General features: G+C 58.1%; 20 protein-coding genes. 2 read left to right on the top strand and 18 right to left on the bottom strand.

Features of this window, described 5'->3' with window-relative positions; genetic code table 11:
* Nucleotides 1-4 precede the first annotated feature (4 nt).
* From FHX08_RS17930 to FHX08_RS17845, 18 genes are all read right to left on the bottom strand, one after another.
* The gene (locus FHX08_RS17930; protein WP_184327426.1) at nucleotides 5-1138 is read right to left on the bottom strand and encodes an ABC transporter ATP-binding protein; all 1134 of its coding nucleotides are present in this window, start codon (nucleotides 1136-1138) and stop codon (nucleotides 5-7) included.
* A gap of 86 nt (nucleotides 1139-1224) precedes the next feature.
* Nucleotides 1225-2430 (bottom strand): extracellular solute-binding protein, encoded by a 1206-nt coding sequence (locus FHX08_RS17925; protein WP_184327598.1) that lies wholly within the window; start codon nucleotides 2428-2430, stop codon nucleotides 1225-1227.
* Nucleotides 2431-2505: 75 nt separating this feature from the next.
* Nucleotides 2506-3363 (bottom strand): carbohydrate ABC transporter permease, encoded by an 858-nt coding sequence (locus FHX08_RS17920; RefSeq protein WP_184327425.1) that lies wholly within the window; start codon nucleotides 3361-3363, stop codon nucleotides 2506-2508.
* Nucleotides 3360-4244 (bottom strand): carbohydrate ABC transporter permease, encoded by an 885-nt coding sequence (locus FHX08_RS17915; RefSeq protein ID WP_184327424.1) that lies wholly within the window; start codon nucleotides 4242-4244, stop codon nucleotides 3360-3362. Before FHX08_RS17915 ends, FHX08_RS17920 begins: the two co-directional genes overlap by 4 nt.
* A gap of 13 nt (nucleotides 4245-4257) precedes the next feature.
* Entirely contained in the window at nucleotides 4258-5415 is a 1158-nt protein-coding gene (locus FHX08_RS17910) for a Gfo/Idh/MocA family protein (RefSeq protein WP_184327423.1), read from the bottom strand.
* A complete protein-coding gene (locus tag FHX08_RS17905; protein WP_184327422.1) occupies nucleotides 5412-5759 on the bottom strand; it encodes a hypothetical protein in 348 nt (115 codons plus the stop codon). Before FHX08_RS17905 ends, FHX08_RS17910 begins: the two co-directional genes overlap by 4 nt.
* Nucleotides 5760-6228: 469 nt before the next feature.
* Complete coding sequence (locus FHX08_RS17900; RefSeq protein ID WP_132654651.1) at nucleotides 6229-7257, bottom strand: LacI family DNA-binding transcriptional regulator; 1029 nt, start codon at nucleotides 7255-7257, stop codon at nucleotides 6229-6231.
* A gap of 14 nt (nucleotides 7258-7271) precedes the next feature.
* On the bottom strand, nucleotides 7272-8555 hold the full coding sequence (locus FHX08_RS17895; protein ID WP_184327421.1) for a sulfatase-like hydrolase/transferase: 1284 nt from the start codon (nucleotides 8553-8555) through the stop codon (nucleotides 7272-7274).
* Nucleotides 8556-8571: 16 nt separating this feature from the next.
* Nucleotides 8572-9408 carry a carbohydrate ABC transporter permease gene (locus FHX08_RS17890; protein WP_132654647.1) on the bottom strand — a complete coding sequence of 279 codons (837 nt, stop codon included), beginning with the start codon at nucleotides 9406-9408 and terminating at the stop codon, nucleotides 8572-8574.
* Nucleotides 9408-10295: a carbohydrate ABC transporter permease gene (locus FHX08_RS17885; RefSeq protein WP_184327420.1), complete on the bottom strand. Its 888-nt coding sequence runs from the start codon at nucleotides 10293-10295 to the stop codon at nucleotides 9408-9410. Before FHX08_RS17885 ends, FHX08_RS17890 begins: the two co-directional genes overlap by 1 nt.
* 27 nt (nucleotides 10296-10322) lie before the next feature.
* Nucleotides 10323-11564, bottom strand: a complete 1242-nt coding sequence (locus tag FHX08_RS17880) for a sugar ABC transporter substrate-binding protein (protein ID WP_184327419.1) — start codon at nucleotides 11562-11564, stop codon at nucleotides 10323-10325.
* A 177-nt stretch (nucleotides 11565-11741) separates the two neighbouring features.
* On the bottom strand, nucleotides 11742-12521 hold the full coding sequence (locus FHX08_RS17875) for an SDR family oxidoreductase (RefSeq protein ID WP_132654641.1): 780 nt from the start codon (nucleotides 12519-12521) through the stop codon (nucleotides 11742-11744).
* Between the two features lie 14 nt (nucleotides 12522-12535).
* Nucleotides 12536-13684 carry a galactonate dehydratase gene (gene dgoD / locus FHX08_RS17870; protein ID WP_132654639.1) on the bottom strand — a complete coding sequence of 383 codons (1149 nt, stop codon included), beginning with the start codon at nucleotides 13682-13684 and terminating at the stop codon, nucleotides 12536-12538.
* An 11-nt stretch (nucleotides 13685-13695) separates the two neighbouring features.
* The gene (locus FHX08_RS17865; RefSeq protein ID WP_132654637.1) at nucleotides 13696-15321 is read right to left on the bottom strand and encodes a GMC family oxidoreductase; all 1626 of its coding nucleotides are present in this window, start codon (nucleotides 15319-15321) and stop codon (nucleotides 13696-13698) included.
* 25 nt (nucleotides 15322-15346) lie between these two features.
* Entirely contained in the window at nucleotides 15347-16237 is an 891-nt protein-coding gene (locus FHX08_RS17860; RefSeq protein WP_184327418.1) for an aldose 1-epimerase, read from the bottom strand.
* A gap of 5 nt (nucleotides 16238-16242) precedes the next feature.
* Complete coding sequence (locus FHX08_RS17855; protein WP_184327596.1) at nucleotides 16243-17250, bottom strand: ABC transporter permease; 1008 nt, start codon at nucleotides 17248-17250, stop codon at nucleotides 16243-16245.
* A 12-nt stretch (nucleotides 17251-17262) separates the two neighbouring features.
* Nucleotides 17263-18786, bottom strand: coding sequence for a sugar ABC transporter ATP-binding protein (locus FHX08_RS17850; RefSeq protein ID WP_210288329.1), 1524 nt, complete (start codon nucleotides 18784-18786; stop codon nucleotides 17263-17265).
* A gap of 70 nt (nucleotides 18787-18856) precedes the next feature.
* Nucleotides 18857-19837, bottom strand: coding sequence for a substrate-binding domain-containing protein (locus tag FHX08_RS17845; protein ID WP_184327417.1), 981 nt, complete (start codon nucleotides 19835-19837; stop codon nucleotides 18857-18859).
* 268 nt (nucleotides 19838-20105) lie between these two features.
* On the opposite strand from FHX08_RS17845, the gene FHX08_RS17840 reads away from it, so the two are divergent.
* Both FHX08_RS17840 and FHX08_RS32055 read left to right on the top strand, forming a co-directional pair.
* A complete protein-coding gene (locus tag FHX08_RS17840) occupies nucleotides 20106-20861 on the top strand; it encodes a FadR/GntR family transcriptional regulator (RefSeq protein WP_409527411.1) in 756 nt (251 codons plus the stop codon).
* Nucleotides 20858-21079: an Ldh family oxidoreductase gene (locus FHX08_RS32055; protein ID WP_409527410.1), complete on the top strand. Its 222-nt coding sequence runs from the start codon at nucleotides 20858-20860 to the stop codon at nucleotides 21077-21079. Before FHX08_RS17840 ends, FHX08_RS32055 begins: the two co-directional genes overlap by 4 nt.
* The last annotated feature ends 148 nt before the right edge of the window (nucleotides 21080-21227 follow it).

The following is a 21227-nucleotide window of genomic DNA, read 5'->3' as shown; positions in this document are numbered from 1 at the left end:
CTGTTCACGCCGTGACAGGAGCCAGAAGGCTCATGTCGATATCGGTGAGCTCGACGCGGCGTTCGAAGGCGCCCCCTTCCTCGTCGAAGAGATGGCAATCGGCAGAATTAATCCCGACGGCAACCGGCGCGTCCGCACGGATGCCGACACTGCCGGGAAGCATGGCACAGAAATTCTCCGTTTCGCTGCCGAGTGCCGCATAGGCCACGGTGTTTGCGCCAAGCCGTTCGATAACACTCGGCGTAACCGTCAGCGAAATGTCGCCGCCGCCGAGCTGGATATGCTCCGGCCGGATACCGAGCGTCATCACCTTGCCGACCATGCCGTCGCGGGGCTTCACCGGCAGGGTTGCCGTCTGACCGCGATAGTCGATGGTCGCGCCCGCCTCGCTTGCGGATGTGCAGGTCACGGGAAGGAAATTCATCCTCGGATTGCCGATAAAGCCGGCGACGAACTGGTTGGCGGGCTTGTGGTAGAGCTCGAGCGGTGCGCCGGTCTGGGAAATATTGCCGGCATCCAAGACCACGATGCGGTCGGCCATCGTCATGGCTTCCACCTGGTCGTGCGTCACATAAATCATCGTCGCCCTCAGCTGCCGGTGCAATTTCGCAAGTTCGATGCGCATATCGGCGCGAAGCGCGGCATCGAGGTTGGACAGCGGCTCGTCAAACAGGAAGATCTTCGGCTCGCGAACGATGGCGCGACCGATCGCGACGCGCTGGCGCTGTCCGCCAGAGAGCATGCCGGGCCTCTGCTGCAGGCGCGTGTCGAGATGCAGGATGCGTGCGGCATTCTCGACTTTGGCTTTGAGCTTTTCCTCCTCCATCTTCTCGACGCGCAGCGGAAAGGCGATGTTTTCGAAAACCGTCATATGCGGATAGAGCGCGTATGACTGGAAGACCATGGCGATGCCGCGCTTGACCGGCGGCAGGTCGTTGACCCTGACGCCATCGATGATGATGTCGCCTCTGCTTGTCGCGTCGAGACCTGCGATCATGCGCAGGAGCGTAGACTTGCCGCATCCAGAAGGCCCGACGAAGACGACGAATTCGCCGTTCTTGACGTCAAGCTCTACGCCTTTGAGAACTTCGTAGTCGCCATAGAATTTTTGAACCTTATTGAGCTGAAGCTGTCCCAAAAATCTGTCTCCGGTCCCGGCCTGAATGCGCAAGAGTTTGGTCGGTGAGGACCGCAGATCGTGAACCTGCGATCCTCAGGATCGATTTATTTGAAGGCTTCGATCTCGCCGGCAGCTTTCTTCAGCGCGGCTTCGGGCTCGGCCTTGCCGGTGACCACGGACTGGATCATCTCGATCATCGAGTTTTGAAAACCCTTGTAGTCGGTGAAGAGCGGCTCAGGACCACCATAGCTGATGCCCTCGATGAACGGCTTCCAGAAAGGATCCTTGGCGACGAATTCGTCGACCTTTTTGGACGGACGCAGCGGGGTGAGGCCTGCGCCCCCCTGCAGTTCGTATTCACCCTGGATGTCTGGCGAGGTGATGTACTTGGCGAATTCGATCGCCTTGTCCTCGACGCCCGAGCCCTTGAAGATCGCAAGGCTGTCAGTGATCAGCAGCGTGCCCGCACCCTTGGCATCCGGACCGAGCGGCAGTGTGGCGACGCCCCAGTTGATCTTCGTATCCTTCAGACGATAGGCAGCACCGGAGCCTGCCTGAATCATCGCAACCTTGCCATCAAGGAAAATGGCGCGGACCTCGTTTTGTTCATAGGCGGTCGGGCCTTCCTCGGCATAGGCCGAAATATCCTTGTATGCCTTCAACGCAGCAAGGATCTGCGGGCTGTCGAGCGTGATCTTGCCTTCAGCGTCGGTTACGGCGCCGTTATTGGTGTAAACCCAATGCATGAACTGGTGCATCGTGTTGTCGAAGGTCTTGGCAGAAAGACCGAAGCCCGGAATGCCGGTCTTTTCCTTGATGGTCTTTGCCATCTGGATTTCTTCATCCCAGGTCTTCGGCGGCGTCTCCGGGTCGAGGCCGGCCTGCTTGAAGAGATCCTTGTTCCAGTAAAGCGCCTTGGTGGAGAAAGCGATCGGAACGCCCCACTGGTTGCCCTCGAAGGTCACCGTGTCGACGATGTGCGGATAGTAGCCCTTCTTTTCGTCGTCCGTCATCGGAACGGGAACGATGAGGTCGTTCTGCGCGAATTCCTTCAGCGTGCGCGAGCCGACATAGGCCATGGCGACCGGCGTGCCGGCGGCAGCCAGCGTCGTCGCCTTGTCCTGGCACTGGGCCCAGCCGACGACCTCCGGCGCGATCTTCCAGCCGGCGTTCTTGGATTCCCATTCCTTGATGTATTTCGTGTGGATCGGGTCGATCGTGTCGCCGCAATAGATCCAGCTGATTTCCTTGTCGGCTGCCTGGGCCGTGACCGCAGTCAACGCTGTCGAACCAAGCAGGGCGAGCGCCATAAGGCCTGTCTTGATGGTAATGCTCACGTCGTTACTCCCATTCTCTGTGTTAGCTGTTCACTCTTATTGTTGGTCTTATTGTTTCACCGCACCGGCGGTCAGCCCGCCGACGAGATAGCGCTGAAGGAAGAAGATGACGATCATCGCCGGCGCGATGCCGACGAAGGAGGCCGCCATCAGTTCGTTCCAGATGACCTCCTGCTTGCCGAAGTAAGCGAAGAGTCCCACCGGCAGGGGCATGTATTCGGTCTTCGAGTTGAAGGTCAGCGCGAAGATGAACTGCTGCGCATAGGCGCCGATGAAGGTGGTGATCGCGACGACGATAATCCCCGGCATCGCAATGGGCAGAATGACGCGGCGCAGCGTATAGAAATGGCTGGCGCCGTCCATGTAAGCGGCTTCGTTGAGTTCCTGTGGGATGCGGATCATATAGGTACGCAGCAGCCAGATCGCCGAGGGGATCAGGAAAGCGACGCCCGGGACGATCATGGCGAGATAGGTATTCAGCACGCCCATGCTGCGCATCAGCCGGAAGAGCGGGATGAGCAGAACGGCGCCGGAAAACATGTTCACCGTAAGGAAGGCGCCGAGCAGGATGCCCATGCCCTTGAACTCGAATTTCGCGAAGGCATAGGCCGCCGGAATGACGAGGCAGAGCACGATTACCGTGACGATGATCGAGATGAAGAAGGAGTTGAAGATGTAGCGCCCGAAACCTGGCACGCTGATCCACATGGTCCGGTAGGCTTCGAACGAGCCGTTTTCCGGCCAGAAACGATAGGGCGAGGAAAAGAGCTGGGCGAGCGGCTTTAGCGACACCAGGAAGCCTTCGACAAAGGGCGACAGCACGAAGAACAGGAAGAGCGCTATGCCGCAATAGATGAGGATGATTTCCCACCAGCGGTAGCGATCGATCATGGGACGGCTGCTCATGCGCGCTTCTCCGGGTTGAGGCGGCGGGTGACGCGGAAATAAGCGAAGCAGAAGAGCGACAGGAAGATGCAGATCAGCACCGCGCGCGCTGCCCCTTCGCCATATTTCTTCGAACCGATCGCCGTATGATAGGTGTCGATGATCATCGTCGTCGTTTCGCCGCTTGGACCACCTTGCGTCAGGATCCAGATGATGTCGAAAGAATTGAAGGTCGCAATCAGCGACAGCATCGACATCGTGATGATCGCCGGAACCATCAGCGGCAGCGTGATGCGGCGAAACCGGTACCAGCGGCCGGCACCGTCGGTCCATGCGGCTTCGTAGAGGTCCTTTGGGATCGACTGGATCGCGGCGAGGAAATAGATCGTCACCAGCGGCACGCCGATCCAGACGTCGGTGACGATCGTCGCCCAGAAGGCGGTGCTGTCATAGGCGAGGAAGGCGACCGGACCATCGACGAGGCCGAAACGCTGCAGCAATCCGGAGATCATTCCGAATTGGCCATTATACATCCAGCCCCACATAAAGATGCCGATGGCCATCGGCACGATCCATGGCGGCATGGTCAGCAGCCGAAACAGCGACCGCCCCGGCACGGCGGCATTCAGCATTGCGGCGCCGAACGTGCCGATGATCATCTTCAGGGCGACCGAAAAGAAGGTCCAGATGAAGGTTCGGGCGATGACTTGCACGAAGGTGGCGTTGAAGATCTTCTCGTAATTGGCCCAGCCGACCCAGTTCGTCACCTTGCGCAGCGATGCATCCGTAAACGACAGGATGAACGTATCGACGAGCGGATAGGCGACGATCGCGGCCACGTAAAGGACAGCTGGAAGGAGAAGGATGCAGGCGAAGATGACGGCACTCTTCTGGGCACTCATCTTGCCGGTCTCCTCAGGCCGCTCTTGAGTGAAGCGCCTCGTCGAACCGGTCCCAGATGGGACGAAGGTCGATTACGGCCTTTTTCATGCGAGCTTCGTCCATCGCGAGCGCCAGGATGCCTGCCTCCAATGCGTTGAGCGTGGAAACCGGAAGTTCCGACCCCGTGCGCACGCTTTGCAGAATATCGGCTGCCATCTGCTCGTCGGCGCCATAGTGCTGCGACAGCTCGGTCGCGGCATATTTGTTCTCGACGATCTTGTTGCCGGTCAGTTGTTCGTGGACGTCGAGATAGCCGCGGACGAAATCGCCTTCGGCCATTCCACGCGAGCCCATGATGGCGAAGCGGCGGAACTGGTCTGGAACATTCAGATTGGTGTGGAAATTCATGCCGACGCCATTGGCGTATTCAACGATTGCCACCTGATAATCGATAATGTCGGCATCGCTGTCGAATACCTTGTCCGAGCCCATCCAGCCGCTCGGCTTGCGGTGGAAGAGCTCCAGATCGTTGATACCTTCGCGCGTCGGGTCGTTGGCGGGGATAAAGCTCTTGCGGCCGCCGAAGCTTGCAACGCGTTCCGGGCGGGCGCCGACGACACCATTATAAAGGTCGAGGTCGTGGCAGCACTTTTCCAGCATGAAACTGCCAGAATAGCGCTCGTAGCGGCGCCAGTCTCGCATGAAGAAGGCGCCGTGATAGGGCTCGATATGTTCGCTGGCTTCGATGGAAACGATATGGCCGAGCTTGCCTGCGGCCTGAATGGCGCGCAGATCCTTGTAAAGCGGCGAGTAGCGCAACACGAGACCGACCATCAGCCGCTCATGGCCGAACTTCGCCATCAGGTGAGCAAGTTCGATGCTCTCGCCGATTGTCGTAACGATCGGCTTTTCGCAGAAGACCTTGAGGCCAGCCTCGAGACCGAGGCGAATATGATCGAGATGCATGTGGTTGGGAGAGCCGATCATCAGGAGATCGAGCTTTTCTGAAGCGAGGAGCTCTTGCGGCGAGTCATAAGCCTTGCCGACGGGGATGCCTTTTTCCGTCAGTCCGGGAAGTCCCGCAGGGTCGGGATCGAAGTAGCCGACAATCTCGAAGCTGTTGTCGATAGTTTTGAAAACATGGCCAAGATAGCCGAGCCGGAAGCCTAGCCCAATGATTCCCACTCTCATGCCAAAATGTTCCCAACTCGTAATTTATTTTCTTCAAGTTGGGACAAAAAACGAAGCCCGTCAACTAAAAATGGGGTTAGAGCGGAAATGATGAAATTAATTTTCATCATCGATGATGTAAGCGTTATTTTGCGGCGAGACGCAAGTAAGACGTGCAGCGGCACAAGCACCAGCGCCTTTCGCGTGAGAAGTGTTCCTGGGCAGGACAAGCAAGCTCGCCCCACGGATGGCCGCCCTTCTTCCTGGAAATGCACCCTAATCCCTTCAGTCAGTTCAGAGCGACGCGCGGTAATGTCACCACGATGAAGATATTCGACAGTATCGATAGCGGCAGGATCAACCATTCTGTTCCTGTTGGAATCCTCGCCAACGCGGCCGCCGCGCGCGGAGGAATCGATTTTTGCTGTGCTGCCTGCGGCGCAGGCAAGATTGGGGGTGCCGCGATGTCCTCAACGGCGGAACGGAGGGCGCAAAATGGAAAGTCAGAGAGGTAAATCCGCGCCCTCAAGGGACGCGGCCGCTTGCCATCATCGATGGCCAGACACGTCGGCCCCGCATCCGCAAGAAGGCTGGAAGCGGCTTCGATACCGGCTCCGAAGCCCATGTTTCGGAAGGCCCCGCCTCTCCGGCGGTGCCGGCTCGTGTCAGTCCTGGCTGACGTGGCGCGACCAGATCAGGCCGGCAGCCGAGCAGCATTCACTCATTGCTCACGTCCAAACTAGTCGGCCCCTGGCGGCTACTCCGACATCTCTGCCGCTATCCAACTGGATTTGGAGGTGGAAGAGATGCACTCCCCACAGGCGCTCAGCCGGATCAGCAGCTCTCCCTCGGGATAAAGCGCCACGGTGTGAAAAAACGCTTCGGTGAAGATGGCTCGTTCGTTAAGAGGCAGTCGATGAGATATTGGCCGGCTTCCTCCAGCGGCAACCATTCCGGGCCGATCGTCGAAAGACGTGGCTGGCAATAGTAGCCCTCCTCCGCATTGCCGCAGCCGACGACGGCAATGTCGGTCGGAACCTTGACGCCAAGCCGCGCGAATTCCTCGATAACCGTCACGGCCGTAAAGTCGGATTCCAGCAGGACGGCGGTCGGACGTTTGCGCATCTTCGCAATGTCCTGGGCACAGCTTGCAGCCGCGGCCCGGCTTTCGGCTCCCAACATCGCCTTGATGCTGACGGAGACACCGGCGCGTTCAGCACTATTCAACATAGCGACGAGCCGTGGGTTTTCATCCGCACCTGCGTTCTGAATATAGGTGAAATCCCTGTGGCCCTTGGCGAGCAGCGCGTCGAATGCCGCTTCGAGGGCGGATACGAGGCCGTTGTTCAGCACGCTGAAAGACGATGGGCGGGCCGTTGCGTGGATGACCAGACATTTTCTGGTAAGTCCGCTGAAGACCTCCTCGACCTCCTCTTCGGTGAGATAGCCGACATCGGCGACAACACCATCAGCCAGACCGGCTTCAACTTCACCCAGCACCTTCTGCAGTTCAGCTACGCTTGAGGCGGTTGATACGATCGGCAGCAGACTACTTGCGACGGCAGCGCGACCGAGATCCTGGATCATCTTATCGGCATAGGGAATGCCAAGCTTCGGAAGGATGATGCAGAGCCGCTCACTTTTGAGGCGACGCAGATGCCGGGCGGTCTTGTTTGGTACATAACCCAGCACATCGACGGCAGCACGGATGCGTTCCCGCGCTTCCGCTCCGACGCGTTTCAAATGTTCCGCCCGGTCACTGAAGTAAAATGAGACCGCAGCTGTCGAGACATTGGCGAGACGCGCGACATCCGCAACGGTCGCCGATCGTTCATGTCGAGTAGGAGCGGAACGATCAGTCATGCTTGCGTACTCATTCAGATCGGAACAATCTCAGGTCGAGGCTCTCCGGCCTCGACAATGCGACGCGACAGGTCCCTTCGCAAGATCTCGCGTACATCAGCATATTCTCCATGCCGGCACAGGTTGTCCAGTTCGTATGGATCATTCTCCAGATCATAGAGATGTGTTTCCACGTATCGCGACGCGTTCTTGTCATCCCAGCCGCTGAGCTCAGGCGCCCCAACCTCATATTTCCATCGTCGCGTGCGAAGCGCCCTCCCGACATGGTGTTCGCTGATCTGTATGAAGACGGCCTCATCGTCAGAGACCTTCCTGCCCAGAATCGACTGACCCTGCATCTCTGGCGGAACCGGAAGGCCGGCGGCCGCAAGCAAGGTCGGTGGCAGATCGATCAGGCTGACCAGGCCTTCATGCGGTCCACGGCCCATGAAGCCGGGGCCGTGAAAGAATGTTGGCACCCTGATCGACGCCTCGTGGCAGGAACGCTTGTATTCGCTGTTGCGGGTCTTGAAGTGACATCCGTGATCGGACGTGAAGAGGATGATCGTATTGTCGAGCTGGTTGAGACTGATCAAGGCGTCGACGAGGCGTCCGAGTGCTTCGTCGAGCCGTTGGATCATTCCCATATAACCGGGGTAATGCTGATCGGACGATCCGCCGAGCGCGGCGAGATCCATCGGCAGTTGCATCTGCTTGCGGATCCGGTCTTCGTAGCCGACCGGTGCCGGATAATTGTCGAACTCGTTCTGGTGATGCGGCTCGATAAAGGACAAAAATAAGAAATAGGGATTCTCCCGCGGCCGCGAGATGTAACGGATAGCGGCGTCCGCCAGTGCGTCGACGCGGTATCCCGGCAGCTTGACCGGTTGGCCTGCCGCGTCAAACATCGTCGTATCATAGGCATAGGAGGTGAACTCGAGAATGTTCGAGGCCAGCCAATGCTGATAACCACCACGCTGATCCGCTGGCACCGGCTCCTGCGACGCCAAATGCCATTTGCCGATGTAACTCGTCTCATAGCCGCCCTCGGCAAACCGGTGAGCCAGAGTCTTCTGCTCCTTCGGCAGCGGAATATCGTTGCGGTAGCATCCGGTAGTGGTGGGATAAAGTCCGGTCTGCAGTGCGGAGCGCGCCGGAGCACAGACAGGCTGGCAGGTAAAGGAATTCGGTACAAACATGCCGCCTTGAGCCAGACGGTCGAAATTCGGCGTCAGCTTCAACGGGTGACCGTGCAGGCCGACAGTATCCCAGCGCTGCTGATCGGTGAAGAAGACGATGACGTTCGGAGAGCTCTTCATGGATTCCTCATCTTGACTACTTCATGCCGGACATCATCACCGACTGGACGAAAAAGCGCTGCATGAACACGAAGAGCAGCAGGCTCGGAACGAACAGGATTACCCCTCCCGTCGCCGTGAGGTTCCACTGGGTGAAGAATTCCGAATTGAACAGGGTCAGGCCCGTTGTAATGGGCCGCATCTCGACCGAGCTGACGACGACCAGCGGCCAGAGAAACTCGTTAAACTGGAAGACGAAGGTCAATAGTCCGAGCGTAGCCATCGGCGGCCCGAGTTGCGGCAAGACGATGGCGCGGTAGATCCGCCATTCCGATGCCCCGTCAAGCCTTGCCGCGTCGAGAAGATCGACCGGGATCGGGCGGATGAACTGCCGCATCATGAAGATACCATAGGCGCTCATCGCAAACGGCATGATGAGCCCTTGATAGGTATCGAGCCAGCCAAGCTCAGCCGTCAGAATGTAAAGCGGGATCATGCGGATGAAGAAAGGCAGCATCAGCGTCGACAGAAGGGACGCGAACATGAAGCGCTTGCCGGGAAATTCGAGCTTCGCAAAGACATAGCCGACGAGCGGATCGAAGAGCAGGTGAAGAAACGTGATGCCGCCGGCGATCACAAAGCTGTTGACGATGAAGCGGGCGAATGGCGCCTTGTCCCAGATCGTAACGTAGTTGGAAAACTGCAGCTGCGAGGGGATGATGACTGGAACACCGCTGAACAGGTCGGCATCGCTCTGCAGCGATAGCGATAGCATGTAGAAGAACGGAAACAGGGCGAGAAGGACGAACACGCCGAGGACCAAGTAGGTCAATATCGATATGGCGGGGGGCCGCCGGTTCACGACACGCGTCATCAGTAGGTAATCTCCCGGTTCAGAAACTTGAACTGGAGGGCAGTCACAACCAGGATCACGATCAGCATCAGGAACGAAAGCGCCGAGGCATAGCCGATGTTGAGCTCGACGAAAGCGGTATTGTAGACGTGCAGCGCGTAGAGACGCGTTGCCTCTGCCGGTCCGCCTCCCGTCAGAAGATAGGGAGCAGACAGATCCTGCAGATGGGCAATCATGCTGATGACGGCGAGAAACAATGTCGTCGGAGTAAGGAGCGGCACCGTAATACGTACGAACTTCTGCAGTGGCGACGCGCCGTCGACGTCGGCCGCCTCATAGAGATCCTTGGGGATGGACTGGATGGCGGCGATATAGATCAGCATCGCATAGCCGATGTCCTTCCAGACGGTCATACCGATGATGACGGACAATGCAGTCGAGGGCGTGCTCAACCAGCTCTGCATAGGCAGGCCGAGGGTGGCGAGGACCGCATTGAGCATACCGGTATAGGGATCGAGAATGCTCTTCCACATCAGCGCGACGATGACGAAAGAGATGATATACGGAAAGAAGATGATCGCACGGATTGTCGTGGCCGCCTTCACGGGGCCACTCAGGATCGCCGCCAGACCTAAGGCAGGTAACAGAGTGAAGATGGTCCCACAGGTCGCAAAGATCGCGGTTCTGAAGAATGCGTCACGGACACGTTGGTCCGTGAGCGCCTGTATATAATTGTCGAAGCCGGCAAACTGGGACTCCCCGATCAGCGGCTGTCCCCGATAGAAACTGGCCCAGAGTTCGACCGCAATCGGGTAGAAGAAATAGATGACGAAATAGAGGATCGCCGGCGATAGAACGATGTAGGCAAAGGCTGCCTGACGGCCGCTATGACTTGCAAAGAACTTCATGCCGACGAACTCCGTCGTTGGTTTCGATCACTTCTTTTGAAGTTCCGCGTTTGCCTTGGCGGCATAGTCCGACAGCACGGCCTGCGCTGGCTTGTTGTTGTAGAGGATGTCCTGGACGGCTGCCGTAAAGAGGTCCTGCACGCTGGCGTTTTTGCCGGTAAGCGAAATATCGGCACTGTAATCGACGGCATACGGGAGGCACTGGCTGAATTTGCCGAGCACCGGATCTGCCTTGACCTTCGGATCTGCAGCCCAGGATTTGCGCGGCATTGTCATCCCGTTGGGGATGGAAGCGGCAAGCTCGGTGTCAAGCGCGACGAAACGCTTCAACAGATCCCATGCCTCGGCAGGATGCTTGGCATCTTTCGGAATGAAGAGACTGACGCCACCGGACATCGTCGCCTGACGCTTCTCCGTCAGGGACGGGGCAACATCCCAGTGAAGATTCGGATTGCCGGTTTTGATCGGACCGACGTCCCAGGGACCGGTCAGGATCATGGCGGCACGGCCGGCGGTGAAAAGTTTTTGCGGCCCTTCGTAGTCGGCACCGGCGACCGGAGCGGTCGCAGCCTTGTCCTTGTGGATCAGATCGGCAACGAACTGCAGCGCCTCGGCCGATTGCGGACTATCGAAGGCAACTTTATTCGATGCCCTGTCGTAGAACTTGCCGTCATTCTGATAGATCCACGGCGTGAAATAGGCGGCGACCTGATTGGGCGCAAAACCAAAGCGCCCCGTCTTGGTCACAGCGATCGCCGCATCGCGAAATTCCTGCCAGTTGGATGGCGGCTTCTCGATCCCTGCCGCCTTCAGGAGGTCGGTATTATAGACGAGGGTGGCGCAGGTCAGATGCAGCTGGATGCCATAATATTTGCCGTCGATCGTATTTCGGGCGACCGAAAAATCTTGCCAATCGTCGGGATAGCCCATCGCCTTCCCGTCCTTGGCGATATAATCGTTGAGTGGCGTTATTTTTCCCTGAAGGGCAAATTCCGGAACCCAACCACCCGGTTCAGCGACAAGATCCGGTGCATTACCCACGGAAAGGTCCGCCACCAGCTTGGTGCGCAGGTCGGGCCATTGGAACCGCCCCCACTCGACGTTCCATCCCGGATGATCCTTCTCGAACTGCTTTATGACATCGGCGTAGGCCGGATAGGCGTGGCCAGCGTTCCAATAGATTTTTAAAGTCTCGGCCTTTACAGTCGTTGCGACACTTGCGAGCGCGAGCCCGAATGCGCCGACCATCAGTCGTTCAGCGAGTTTCATGCTATCTCCTCCCTAGCATATGGCAAGCCGCTACCGGACCGGTCACCCCTCCTCAAGAATGCCGGAATGCCAATAAGTTAATGGATTAACTTAGAAACATTGAAAAGTCAATTCTTCAGCCGACTCAGAAATCTCGAGCGCGTGGGATAACCGCAGATTGGACGCGCAATCAGTTAATCAGGCCGGATGCTGCTGAACGCTCAAGCCGCCATCGACGGTTAGGCAGGTAGCGTTCATAAACGGGCACTCGTCGGAGATCATGAAGACGGCCGCCATGGCGATCTCCTCCGGCGCGGCAATTCGCCCGCCAGGATGTAGTTTCATAGTCTCGGCTTTGGCCGCTTCCGGATCGGGAAAACCGGCCCAATAGTCGATGACTTTCTGGGTCGCGACATAGCCAGGAGCAAGCGCGTTAACCCGGATGTTCTTCGGTGCATATTCGAGCCCAAGAGACTTGGTCATGCCAAGAAGCGCGTGCTTGGCGAGCGGATATGGGAACGTATGCGGGATGATCGTGAAGGAGTGCGTCGAGGTAATATTCAGGATCACGCCGCCGCCCTGTTCGATCAGCCCGGGCAGCACGGCTTTCGAGCAGTTCCACGCACCCTTGAGATTGATATCGAAACAGCGGTTCCATTCCTCGTCGCTGGTCTCCAGCGGCTCGGCAAAGACGTTGACGCCGGCGTTGTTGACGAGCGCGTTAATCCGTCCGATCTCTGATTGCGCCTGGGAGACGGCAGCGGCGATGGCTTTCGCGTCGGTGATATCAGCCGCTTGAGCGCCGACGCGATATCCCTCGTTCTTAAGCTTTGCAGCCTCTTGGTAAAGCAGAGTCTCATCGCGATCGATGAGAAAGATGCTCGCGTCCTCGCGGACAAAAGCATTTGCGATCGCAAGACCAATTCCTTGGGCCGCGCCTGTAATCAGGATGCGTTTGTTGCTTAGGCGCCTCGACATAGGACCCTCTCTTCTCACCATTCGGCAAAGCTGCCGTCTTCATGACGCCAGATCGGATTGCGCCAGCGGTGGCTTTGCTTGGCGCGCTCGATGACATAGGCTTCGTCCACTTCGACGCCGAGGCCGGCGCCTTGCGGAATGGAGACGAAACCGTCGGCATATTGGAAGACGTCCTTGTTGGAGATGTAGTCCAGAATGTCATTGCCCTTGTTGTAGTGGATGCCGAGGCTCTGCTCCTGAATGAAGGCATTATAGGAGACGGCATCGACCTGCAGGCAGGCAGCAAGTGCGATCGGCCCGAGCGGGCAGTGGGGCGCCAGCGCTACATCATAGGCCTCGGCCATGGCGGCGATCTTGCGGCATTCGGTAATGCCGCCGGCATGCGACAGATCCGGCTGGATGATGTCGACATAGCCGTCCGACAGGACCGACTTGAAGTCCCAGCGCGAATAGAGGCGTTCGCCGAGCGCGATCGGCGTCGAGCAATGGTTGGCGATTTCCTTCAGGGTTTCGCGGTGTTCGGAGAGAACCGGCTCCTCGATGAACATCAGCTTGTAGGGCTCGAGTTCCTTGGCGAGAACTTTTGCCATGGGCTTGTGCACACGGCCGTGGAAATCGACGCCGATGCCGATATGCGGGCCGATCGCCTCGCGGATCGTGGCGATGGTCTCGACCGCCTTGTCGATCTTCTCGTTGCTATCGACGATCTGCATTTCCTCGCAGCCATTGAGCTTGATGGCTTTGAAGCCGCGGGCGACGACATCCTTGGCGTTGCGGGCGACATCGGAGGGACGGTCGCCGCCGATCCAGGAATAGACCTTGATGCGGTCGCGCACCTGGCCGCCAAGCAGCGAATGAATCGGCTGGCCGAGCGCCTTGCCCTTGATGTCCCAGAGCGCCTGGTCGATACCCGAGATCGCTGACATGTGGATCGCGCCGCCGCGATAGAAACCACCGCGATACATCACCGTCCAGTGGTCTTCGATTAGGAAGGGATCCTTCCCGATAAGGTAATCGGCGAGTTCGTGGACGGCGGCCTCGACGGTCAGCGCACGGCCTTCGACGACCGGTTCACCCCAGCCGACGATGCCTTCATCGGTTTCGATCTTCAGAAACAGCCAGCGCGGCGGGACGATATAGGTGGTCAGCTTGGTGATTTTCATCTTGGAACCTATTAGCTAAGGATCAGGTCGGCGGCCTTTCCGGCCGCCGCCATAACGGCTGCGTTGGTATTCCCGCTGACGATTGTCGGCATCAGCGAGGCGTCGACGACGCGCAGACCGCGCGTTCCGCGAACCCGAAGATTGGTATCAAGCACCGCCTCCGGATCGGCGTCAGTCCCCATCTTGCAAGTCCCGACCGGATGGTATCCCGTCTTTACGGTCCGCTTACAGTGAGCGGCGATCGCCTCATCGCTGGTTACGTCTGGACCCGGGAATATCTCCTTGTCGATGAACTCCTTCATGGGCATCGCCTCCAGCACCGTTCGAGCGAAACGGAAGCCAGCCATTGTCAGACGCAAGTCGTCCGGATGGCCAAAAATCTGGGTATCAACGATCGGATCAGCGAATGGATCACTGGAGGCCAAGGTCACTGAGCCGCGCGCCTTGGGACGAAGCAGGAGCGAATTGATGGTCACACCGTCACCCGGCTCTGTCCCCATGACGTCACGGTCTAGATAAACGGTTGGCACGCAGAACATCTGGATCGTTGGCCGGTCGTTGTTTCCATCGGGATCGTAAAAAGCGCAGGTCTCGACTCCAGTAGTCGAGACAGGTCCCGACTTGAACATGAGATACTGCAATCCTGCCTTGATCATTGGCCATCCGCGATCCTGCCCGTAGTAGCCGAACGAGCCCCTGGTGGTCGCGACGACCGGGCATTCGTAGTGATCCTGCAGATTTTTTCCGACGCCTGGCAAGGCGACGGTAGTTTTTAAACCGTGGCGCTTCAGGTCCTCCTGCGGGCCGATACCGGAAAGCATCATCAGCTTGGGAGTTTGATACGCACCGGCAGCAAGAATGACTTCGTTGCCGGCCTTGGCTTGCTTCCGCGCACCCTTCTGCACATAGAAAACGCCCACGGCGCGGTCACCATCCATTTCAAGAGACGTGACGGTCGCCTCAGTCTCGATCGTCAGCAACGGGTCGTTGATGACGGGAGCGAGGAAAGCGTCGACGGCGCTCGAGCGCTTTCGTGTCGTCCAGTCGATCGTATGCTGCATGAATCCGACGCCGAACTGATGCGCGCCGTTGAAGTCGGGATTGTACGGTATGCCCATTGCCTGAAGCGTTTTCACATAGGTTCGCGTCATCGGGCTGGTGTGACCGAGATGGGAAATCTTGAGCGGCCCACCAACCCCGTGAAATTCGTTGGCGAGATGGTCGTTGTCTTCCTGGGCCTTGAAGTATGGGAGCAGATCGGCGTAGGACCACGCATTGTCATTCGATCCTTCCGGCTTGATCAGCGCGTTCCAGAGGTCGAAATCTGCTGCCTGCCCGCGCATATAAACCATGGCATTGACCGTGCTGCCGCCGCCGAGCACCTTACCTTGCGGGACGATCGGGCCGCGTCCGTTCAACTGCGGCTGCGGCTTCGTCTGATGCATGGACAGGTAGGTGTCTTTGGCAAGGAACTTCATGTAGCCGGCAGGAAAATGCATGATTGGGCTTGCCTTGGCGGGTCCCCGCTCAAGCAGAAGGACTTTCGCCTTTCCTTCTCGAACAAGCTTAGCCGCGACCACACAGGCGGAGCTTCCGCCGCCAACGATAATGTAGTCGTAACGGTCTTCCGTAGACATTCATGAACTCCGATATGGATATCTGTTAGATATTTTCGGGATGCAATCGGACACTTCCGGACAGGTGCCCGCCCGGGCCAAGAACCTTCAGGCCGCCAAGATCGGGAAGGTTATGGCCGTTGGCCAGATGCGTCATGGGCTCGAAGCAGAAGTAATCACGCTCGAAGTTCGGATCGAAGGCCGTATCAGACACGAAAACAAACGCATGCTTGAAGATCGGATCCGCCGAAAGCCTCAGCGCGGTGCGGCGTTCGGGCCATGCGATCCTCGCCTCGCCATTCCAGTCCTCGAATCCGTTATTGACCCATCGATGCGGCAATTCGGCAGGTTTGCTGAAATCAAGATCGGCCGGAATATCGGTGTGCTCACCTGGCAACCACTCGTCCACTTCGGTCCAGAATTTCTCCGATCGAGCCTGAAGCGTTGTTTCCGGCGTCATCGGGAAATACGGATGCCAGCCAAGACCAAACGGCATAGCCCGTTCACCAAGGTTCTCGACTATAAGCGTCATCGTGAGGCCGTCGTCGTCCAGCACAAAACTCTGGCTCGCGCGGTAAGCGTAAGGCGTATTGCCTCCACGGTGGAGGAAACTCATTTCGACTGAAGTCTCTGTTTGCCCGTCGATCGACCAGTCCGCCTGCCAGCCTTCGCCGTGCAGGTAATGCTTATCCCACTTGGTATTTGGCTCGAACCGATATTCGATGCCCTCAAACGCGAACCGGTTGCCTTTGACACGGTTGCCAAAGGGGATCAATGGATAGCAGGAGGACGAGAGTGCATCAGCCTCGGCCGATGGCGCAGGCCGCAATAGCGGCACTTTGCCGACATCTGCTTCTTTCCAGAAACCCAGCACCAGCCCACCCTTCGATGAAACACGAAGCGAGAGCGGTCCGGACTGCAGGTCCACGATCGTCATCGCCCTCACCCCCTGTTGCGTGACATGCTGCGCTTGATCGCCTGGATATTGGCGAGAACGGCGATGACGATGATGAGACCACGGACAACCTGCTGGAAGAACGGGTTGATACCGAGAAGAACCAGGCCGTTTCCAATCAGGGTGATGACGAGAACGCCAAGCAGCGTGCCAAGCATCGACCCGCGTCCGCCCGAAAGCGAGGTGCCGCCCACGACGACAGCCGCGATGACGTCAAACTCCAGTCCCGTTGCTGCCGTGGCATTACCAGAGCCCAGACGTGAGACAAGAAGGATGCCCGAGATTGCAGCCATTGCTCCCGCGATCGCAAAGAGCGCTACGCGGATGCTCGAGACTCTGATACCGCTCAGAAAAGCCGCATGCGCATTGCCGCCGATTGCAAATACGGAGCGGCCGAATGCGGTTTTCCGGCTCACAAAGGCAAAGATCGCGAACAAGACCAACATGATGATTGCGGCTGGCGGTATCCCCAGAACCGAGCGATCGAGGGCGTCCAGCGTGTCGTTTCGACCGATGGAAACTGGCAGCGCGTCCGTTACGAACAGAGCCGTGCCCCTGAGCGCGCTCCAGAGCCCGAGCGTCGCGACGAATGAGGGAACGTCACAATATGCTCGCAAGGCTCCGGCGATGGAGCCGAGCAATGCTCCAACCACGATCGCAAAAGCAAAGGAAATTGGTGTCGGCACACCCCATTGAAGCAGGAACGCCAGCACGACCGAAATAAAGGCGACCATGGGGCCGACGCTGACGTCGATTTCGCCGGCGATGATGATCAGCGTCGCCGCCCAAGCCGCAATACCAATCGTGGCCGCATCACGCAGGATATTGATCTGGTTATTGAAGGAAAGGAAACCATTGGCAGTCGATGTGAAGACCACGTAGAGCACGAGGATTGCCACAAACAGGCTTAGCTCGTTCATGTGCTGCGAAAATGTAAAACCCGATTTCTTGGAAGTCCGGGCGGATGTGGGCTTTGCAGCCTGGTCGAGTGACATCATATGTCTCCCTCAATGTCCGGCGATGCAGGCAGCCATCAAGGCATCCTGATCGATGTTTGGCGATTTGAATTCTTCGCGAAGCCTACCGTCCCGGAGCACCAGCACACGGTCGCAAACGAGTGGCAATTCTTCGATTTCGCTGGAGACGAAGATGATGCTGCGTCCTTCAGCCGCCAACTGACGGATGATCGCGTAAATCTGCGCCTTCGCCTCCACGTCAACGCCTCTGGTGGGCTCATCGAGCAAAAGGACGCGGCTGTCAGCGTAGACCCAGCGCCCGATGACGACCTTTTGCTGGTTTCCGCCTGACAGCGTGCCGATCGGAGTATTTGTCCGCGCCGTCTTGACGTGCAGCCTTTCGATAACCCTGCGTGTCGCATCGGCCATCATCCTGGCGGAGAGAATCCCGCTCCTGCTCACTCCGGAAAAATTTGTCGCCAGAGTGTTTTCGTCGACACCCAAAAGTGGGATGATGCCCTCCTCCTTCCGGCTTTCCGGCGTGTAACCGAAACCCCTGGAGATCATCCGCTTGTAGTGCCCTGGCCTAACCGTAACACCATCGACCAGCACGTCGCCTTGGTCTTGCGTTCGCACCCCCATGATAGCCTGGAGCAGTTCGGTCCGGCCAGCGCCGAGAAGACCTGCAATACCGAGAACCTCACCCTCCTTGAGCTCGAAGGATACCGAGCTCAGTTTCGGGGCAAGCGCAAGGTCCCTGACTTCAAGCACGGTCTTCTCAAGGCTTCTGTTTTCCAGCCCATCGGCTTGCGAAGCGTCCGACCCGAGCATGAGCCTGACGATCTCGCGGGTATCAGCACCCTTCACATCGACCGTGTCGATGATGCGCCCGTCCCGCATGATCGTCGCGGAATGCGCGATCTGGCGTATCTCGTTCATCCTGTGGCTGACATAGATGACCGCGATGCCTTGCGAAGCGATCCGTTTCACGGCCGCCATCACCTTCTCGGCCTCCGCCGCTGCGAGCGAGCTCGTCGGCTCATCAAGAATAACGAGTTTGGGTTTTCCGAGCAGGACACGGGCGATTTCCAGCAACTGACGCTCTGCGGGGCTTAAGCTCGCAACCAGCGTATTGGGAGCTCGATCGAGACCAAGGCGGCTCATTGCCTCGGATGCCTCAGCTTCCATATCGGCATATTGGATGACGCCAGCCCTTCCCGGCCATCGCCCAAGGAACAGGTTTTCGGCAAGCGTCATTCCAGGCACCAGGCTTAGCTCCTGGTAGACGACGCGGACACCTTTGTCGAACGCATCCTGAGCACGGCTCGAACCGCTGTGCCGCAGCTCTTCGCCATCGATCTCCACGGTTCCGGCATCCGGAATTTCGGCTCCTGTCAGCAGACGAATGAGCGTCGATTTGCCAGCGCCGTTTTTGCCAAGTAGCGCCCGCACCTCACCGCCGGCCACTTCAAACGTCGCATTGTCAAGAGCAAGCACACCGGGATACTGCCGGGTGCAGCCTCTAACCGATGCAAGTGGGCGATGCGGCCCTTTGCTCGAACGGGATGTCTGCATAATACCTTCCACCGATCAGACGCGCCGCCGGTTTCCCGGCGGCCTCAATATATGACCTTCAGACGGGGCCTCACGGAATTCCGTCGGCATGAGCCTTGAGCCAAGCCTTGCCATCTTCCGATGACTTGTACAGATCGATGTCGTAAGGAACCTTGATGTCGGCGGGAGCTTGGCCATCGATCGACTTGATTGCCTGCGCAAGCGCGAGCTTGCCAAGACCCTGACCCGAGATGTCGACGACAGCCTTGATGACCGTAAAGTCTGCGAGTTCCTGGGCGATCTCGGTCGTCATGTCGCCGCCGAAGACCACGACCTTACCGGTTTTGCCCTGGCTCTTGACGGCCCTAGCTGCGCCAAGCGTGGCACCGCCGGCTTCGCCAAAGAACGCATCGATGTCAGGATTCGAGGACAACATCGTGCTGGCGACCGAGACCGCCTTGTCGAGAATTGCGCCTTCCTGATTGGCAACGATTTGAGCGCCTGGAACCTTTGCCTTCAGTGCGTCTTCAAAGCCCTTGCGGCGCGTTACGCAAACCTCGACGAACTCGCAGTTCAGGACCGCGATCTTAGGTGCATCCTTCTTCTCAGCGACGAAGTAGTCGGCCGCGGCATCGCCGAGCTTGTGACCAAAATCGTATGGGTCGCCGACGGCGTAAGCGGAGATGTATTGCTTCATGTCGGCATCGTTCAGGCACGTATTGTAGCACACGACCGGGATGCCCGCGTCATGCGCCCGGCGGATCGCGCGATAGGAGCCGTCCGCCGAAACCGGGGAGACGATGATCGCCTGCACGCCTGACGAAATCAGCGAGTCGATAAACGAAGATTCTTTGCTGACATCACCCTGAGCGTTGGTCTCGACAATGTCCAGCTTCCGGCCGGCATCGCTCGCTCCGGTCTGAATACCCTTGCGAACGCCGGCATAAAAGCCTTGAGCGTCCATATAGATCGCACCCACCTTGAGGTCCTTATCCTGCGCAAAGGCAGGCGTTGCGCCAGCTGCTACAAGTGTTCCCAGCGCCAGCATGGCGGCGCGCGTGATGAGCTTCATCGCTCCCTCCCTTTAAGATCGACGGCATCATTGAACTCGGACGCATCCGGTCCCTCCAGCCGGACCCACCATAGTCCGGGTCGTATCAATGTCAATATAAGTACGATTTATTTTTTCAAACGTGTGGTTTTTGGTTGGATTTCTATGATAAATGATTTCTTAGAATGGAATGCGCGTGGAGATACATAATATTTTGGCACCAGCGCTTGACTGGCCTCCGGCCGGAAGCAAGTTGGAGCCAACCGAATGGGGAGGGAAATCGGTGGCGATTACGCGAACTGATTGGAAATTGACTGAAGGCGGAGATGAGATTCTCTCCCGAGGAAAAAGGACAGTTCGCGAATCCCTCCTGTCCCGCTTCGTTCACATGATTGTGGCGGGGGAGTTCGTCGAGGGATCAACGCTTCCCAATGAAGCCGAGTTGGCCGAAAAGTTCGACGTCAGCCGGACGAGCCTGCGTGAAGCGATGCAATATCTGGCCGCTCTCGGAATGGTCCGGTCTCGCACGAGAGCAGGGACAATCGTTCTGCATCGGGAGAACTGGAACTACCTCGACCCACTGGTGCTCGACGTTATGCTTTCAATTGGCGGCGACGAAGCATTCTACACTTCGCTGATCGATGCTCGCCAGCTTCTGGAACCGGCCGCAGCCGCACAGGCGGCGGCCAAAGCCACGGCCAAGCAGCTGGCGCGAATTGCCCAGGCGTTTGAGGACATGGTTGACGCAAACGCGCGCGATAACGAAGAATGGAGCCGGGCGGACCTCGAGTTCCATACGGCAATTATCAATGCCAGCGGCAATTGGGTGTATCGCCAGTTTGCCAGCGCAATACGCGCAGCGCTCCTTGCAAGCTTCCGCCTGACAAATCGCGCCAGCCAATCGCACGAGCAGGCGATCCAAAAACACCAGGACGTTTTAGAAGCCATTCGCATGCGCAATCCTGAAGATGCAAGGCACGCAATGGAAGTCCTGATCGGGGTTGCCCGCGCCGAAATCACAGACGCCCTCAAGCGAAACATCTGAATTGCGATGATGTCGCGCGTGGGAAGGTCATGGCAGCGCATCAAAAGGACACTGACGTTCCGGACAACTGGGCGCTCGACGGCGATGGGAAACCAACCACAAGCCCCGGCAACGCTTTGAATGGTTCGATGATGCTGCTTGGCAAAGCGAGGGACACTGCACTGCGCTTATGGCGAAATCCTTGCGGCGGGCATTATCGGCAGCAATTACTGCTTTGAAGCTACCTCTCTCTTCGATGACCGCGGCAACCGCCTGAGCTTGGGCAGATGATCTTCGCGATCGATCGCAAGGCAACGGGCGGCGCCGGGACGGTCCCCCGCCTTACTCTGCTTGCGTCTGCGATTACGGCCGATCCGAAGGTCAGCC

Source organism: Rhizobium sp. BK529 (assembly GCF_014194105.1).
Lineage (GTDB): Bacteria > Pseudomonadota > Alphaproteobacteria > Rhizobiales > Rhizobiaceae > Rhizobium.
Note: the sequence above shows the minus strand (reverse complement) of the source record. Positions and strands in the feature narration are given on the sequence as shown.

Bases quoted from the DNA above. Each gene is read 5' to 3' on its own strand.
- FHX08_RS17925 (WP_184327598.1), bottom strand. From the start codon at position 2,430: ATGGCGCTCGCCCTGCTTGGTTCGACAGCGTTGACTGCGGTCACGGCC.
- FHX08_RS17920 (WP_184327425.1), bottom strand. From the start codon at position 3,363: ATGAGCAGCCGTCCCATGATCGATCGCTACCGCTGGTGGGAAATCATC.
- FHX08_RS17915 (WP_184327424.1), bottom strand. From the start codon at position 4,244: ATGAGTGCCCAGAAGAGTGCCGTCATCTTCGCCTGCATCCTTCTCCTT.
- FHX08_RS17910 (WP_184327423.1), bottom strand. From the start codon at position 5,415: ATGAGAGTGGGAATCATTGGGCTAGGCTTCCGGCTCGGCTATCTTGGC.
- FHX08_RS17905 (WP_184327422.1), bottom strand. From the start codon at position 5,759: ATGGTTGATCCTGCCGCTATCGATACTGTCGAATATCTTCATCGTGGT.
- FHX08_RS17900 (WP_132654651.1), bottom strand. From the start codon at position 7,257: ATGACTGATCGTTCCGCTCCTACTCGACATGAACGATCGGCGACCGTT.
- FHX08_RS17895 (WP_184327421.1), bottom strand. From the start codon at position 8,555: ATGAAGAGCTCTCCGAACGTCATCGTCTTCTTCACCGATCAGCAGCGC.
- FHX08_RS17890 (WP_132654647.1), bottom strand. From the start codon at position 9,408: ATGACGCGTGTCGTGAACCGGCGGCCCCCCGCCATATCGATATTGACC.
- FHX08_RS17885 (WP_184327420.1), bottom strand. From the start codon at position 10,295: ATGAAGTTCTTTGCAAGTCATAGCGGCCGTCAGGCAGCCTTTGCCTAC.
- FHX08_RS17880 (WP_184327419.1), bottom strand. From the start codon at position 11,564: ATGAAACTCGCTGAACGACTGATGGTCGGCGCATTCGGGCTCGCGCTC.
- FHX08_RS17875 (WP_132654641.1), bottom strand. From the start codon at position 12,521: ATGTCGAGGCGCCTAAGCAACAAACGCATCCTGATTACAGGCGCGGCC.
- dgoD (WP_132654639.1), bottom strand. From the start codon at position 13,684: ATGAAAATCACCAAGCTGACCACCTATATCGTCCCGCCGCGCTGGCTG.
- FHX08_RS17865 (WP_132654637.1), bottom strand. From the start codon at position 15,321: ATGTCTACGGAAGACCGTTACGACTACATTATCGTTGGCGGCGGAAGC.
- FHX08_RS17860 (WP_184327418.1), bottom strand. From the start codon at position 16,237: ATGACGATCGTGGACCTGCAGTCCGGACCGCTCTCGCTTCGTGTTTCA.
- FHX08_RS17855 (WP_184327596.1), bottom strand. From the start codon at position 17,250: ATGTCACTCGACCAGGCTGCAAAGCCCACATCCGCCCGGACTTCCAAG.
- FHX08_RS17850 (WP_210288329.1), bottom strand. From the start codon at position 18,786: ATGCAGACATCCCGTTCGAGCAAAGGGCCGCATCGCCCACTTGCATCG.
- FHX08_RS17845 (WP_184327417.1), bottom strand. From the start codon at position 19,837: ATGAAGCTCATCACGCGCGCCGCCATGCTGGCGCTGGGAACACTTGTA.